General features: G+C 74.9%; 3 protein-coding genes. 1 reads left to right on the top strand and 2 read right to left on the bottom strand.

What is annotated here, in order from left to right; translation table 11 throughout:
• On the top strand, positions 1-1,404 hold a 1,404-nt coding region (locus DT057_RS34560; protein ID WP_338103531.1), incomplete at its 5' end, for an HlyD family type I secretion periplasmic adaptor subunit.
• Between the two features lie 341 nt (positions 1,405-1,745).
• Here the strand turns inward: DT057_RS34560 and DT057_RS34555 are convergent.
• Both DT057_RS34555 and DT057_RS34550 read right to left on the bottom strand, forming a co-directional pair.
• Positions 1,746-1,976 (bottom strand): DUF6894 family protein, encoded by a 231-nt coding sequence (locus tag DT057_RS34555; RefSeq protein WP_128566506.1) that lies wholly within the window; start codon positions 1,974-1,976, stop codon positions 1,746-1,748.
• A gap of 360 nt (positions 1,977-2,336) precedes the next feature.
• Positions 2,337-2,545: response regulator transcription factor (locus tag DT057_RS34550; RefSeq protein ID WP_162501611.1), on the bottom strand; the 209-nt coding region annotated here is incomplete at its 5' end.

Raw genomic sequence — 2,545 nt, 5'->3', positions numbered from 1 at the left:
GCGCCGCGCGACCGCCGGGCCGCGCCGCGCGGCGGACAGGTCGTCGCCCTGCCGACGCGGCGGCGCGCCGCGATCGTGTCCGAGTTCCAGCCGGACGCGGTCGCGGTCGAGGAGCGGGCCCCGCCCCGGGCGGCCCGCGCGACCCTCTACCTCGTGACGGCGCTGATCGCCACGGCGGTGGCCTGGGCCTGCCTGACCGAGATCGACGAGATCGCGGTCGCCCGCGGCAAGCTCGTCACCACCGAGCCGAACATCGTGGTGCAGCCCCTCGAGACGGCCTCGATCCGCAGCATCGCGGTCGCGGTCGGGCAGACGGTCTCGGCGGGCGACGTGCTGGCCGTGCTCGACCCGACCTTCAGCGAGGCCGACGTCCAGCAGCTCACCGCGCGCTTCTCCGCCATGGACGCCATGGTGTCGCGGCTCGAGGCCGAGTTCGAGGGCCGGGACATGCCGCGCTTCGACATGGCGAGGCCCGAGCAGGCCCTGGAGGCGCGCCTCGCCCGCCAGCGCAAGGCCTTCCGGGAGAGCCGCCTGCGCACCCTCGACGAGGACATCGCCCGCGCCGAGTCGGGCCTCCTGCGCAACCGCCGCGAGGAGACGGTGCTGGTCCAGCGCCTCGACGGCCTGCGGGAGATCGAGGCGATGCGCACGACCCTGCTGGAGCACCAGACCGGCTCCAAGCTGAACCTGCTCCAGACCCGCGACACCCGCCTCGACATCGAGGCCTCCCTGGTGCGCACCCGGGGCGCCCAGGTCGAGGCCGGGCACGACCTGGAGAAGGCCAGGGCGCAGCGCCAGGCCTTCCTCGACGAGACCGGCCGCACGACCCTCGAATCCCTCGCGGAGGCGCGCGAGAAGCGCACCGTCGCCGCCGAGGAGCTCCGCAAGGCAGCCCTGCGCCGCCAGCTCGTCACCCTGACGGCACCCGCCGACGGGATCGTGCTCGACATCGCCCAGCGCGGCGCCGGGTCGGTGGTGCGCCAGGCCGAGCCGCTCCTCACCCTGGTGCCGACCGGCAGCGCCATCGAGGCCGAGGTGATGATCCATCCCCGCGACATCGGCCACGTCGCCGTCGGCCAGACCGCGCGGGTCAAGTTCGACGCCTTCCCGTTCCAGAAGCACGGGACGGGCGGCGGCATCGTGCGCACCCTGAGCCAGGACGCCTTCCAGTCCGAGCCCGACGGCAGGGCGCCGGGCGCGTCCGCCCCGAGCCAGGCCGCGACGCTGTTCTACAAGGCCCGGGTGGCCCTGACGGACACGCCCCTGCGGGCCCTGCCCGCGGGCGCCCGCGTCCTGCCCGGGATGGCGGTCCAGGGCGAGATCCTGGTGGGGCGCCGCCGGGTCATCTCGTACTTCCTCTACCCGCTGCTCCAGGTCGTGGACGAGGGCATCCGGGAGCCCTGAGGCCGCGACCCCGCGGGCGGCGGTGACCATCGCCGCGATGGTGCGTGACCATCGCCGCGATGGTGCTGACCATCGCCGGAACGGTTTCCCGGCTGCCCCGCGCGGCGCCTCCTCGGCGTTCCGGGAGCCGGCTCGCAGACCCGCCCGGCGCCGCTGCGGCTCCTCCCCCGGATCCCCGCGCCGTCTGCCTCCCGGACCCGTTCCGAAGGACCCGCCCCGCGCGCCCGTGCCGTCGCCGCGCACCCTCGCGCCGGCGCGGGCGGCCGCTCCGGCGCGAGGGTGCGCGTCGGGACAAGGGCTTCGAGAGCGGCGCCCGGGCGCCGCGCGAGCGGGCGCTGCCCTCAGAAATCCTCGTCGTCGAGCTCGGCCGAGAACAGGATTGTGCCGGAGGCGTCGGTCACCTCGACCGACCAGCCGCACCAGCGGGCGGGGTCCCGGCGCATCTCCGCCGCCATCTCGCGCAGGACCGCCCGGGTCTCCGCCCGCGCCTGCGCGATGTCGCCGGCCTCGACGCCCACCGGGTCGGCGATGCGCAGGTGATGGCCCTGCCTGAGATGAAAGTAGCACCGCATCGAAGAATCCGTTCTGCCCGGGAGGATCAGCGGCGCGCGGGCCCGTCGACCGTCGCGGGACGATCGTATTCGGCCAGTCCGGGGATGGTAATGCTGGAATAGATCGGGATTCTGTTCGCACGGAAGGTGGTGGCGCCGCGCGGCCCGGTCGATCGTTGGGGACCGGCGGGCGTCCCTCCCGGCGACGCGGAAGCGCCCGCCGCCTCGGACGGGAGGGCGGGCGCGACGCGTGGGGATCGAGGGCCGGGGAGCCGGCCGCAGCAGCCCCTGTCCGGGGCTCGGCGCCCGCAGGGGAGCGCGGGCCGCGCCGAGGGGCCGGAGGCGCCCTTCCGCGCGGGCTCCGGCGGCGCGGCTCGCGGCCTACAGCTTGAGCTCGGAGCGCGACTCGAGGGCCCGGATCGCCACCTCGGTCCGGTTCGTGGCGCCGACCTTGCGCATGATGTTGCGCACGTGCACCTTGACGGTGCTCTCCTTCATGTTGAGCTCGAAGGCGATGATCTTGTTGGCCTTGCCCTTCTGCAGCTGCTCGAGGACGGCAGTCTGGCGCGGGGTGAACTGGCTGCGCGGAT

Origin of the sequence: Methylobacterium crusticola (assembly GCF_003574465.1) — a bacterium.
Taxonomy (GTDB): Bacteria; Pseudomonadota; Alphaproteobacteria; order Rhizobiales; family Beijerinckiaceae; genus Methylobacterium; species Methylobacterium crusticola.
This window is presented reverse-complemented; position numbering and strand designations above follow the sequence as displayed.

What these genes read in the sequence shown, in the direction of transcription:
- DT057_RS34555 (WP_128566506.1), bottom strand. Translation starts at nt 1,976, where the DNA reads ATGCGGTGCTACTTTCATCTCAGGCAGGGCCATCACCTGCGCATCGCC.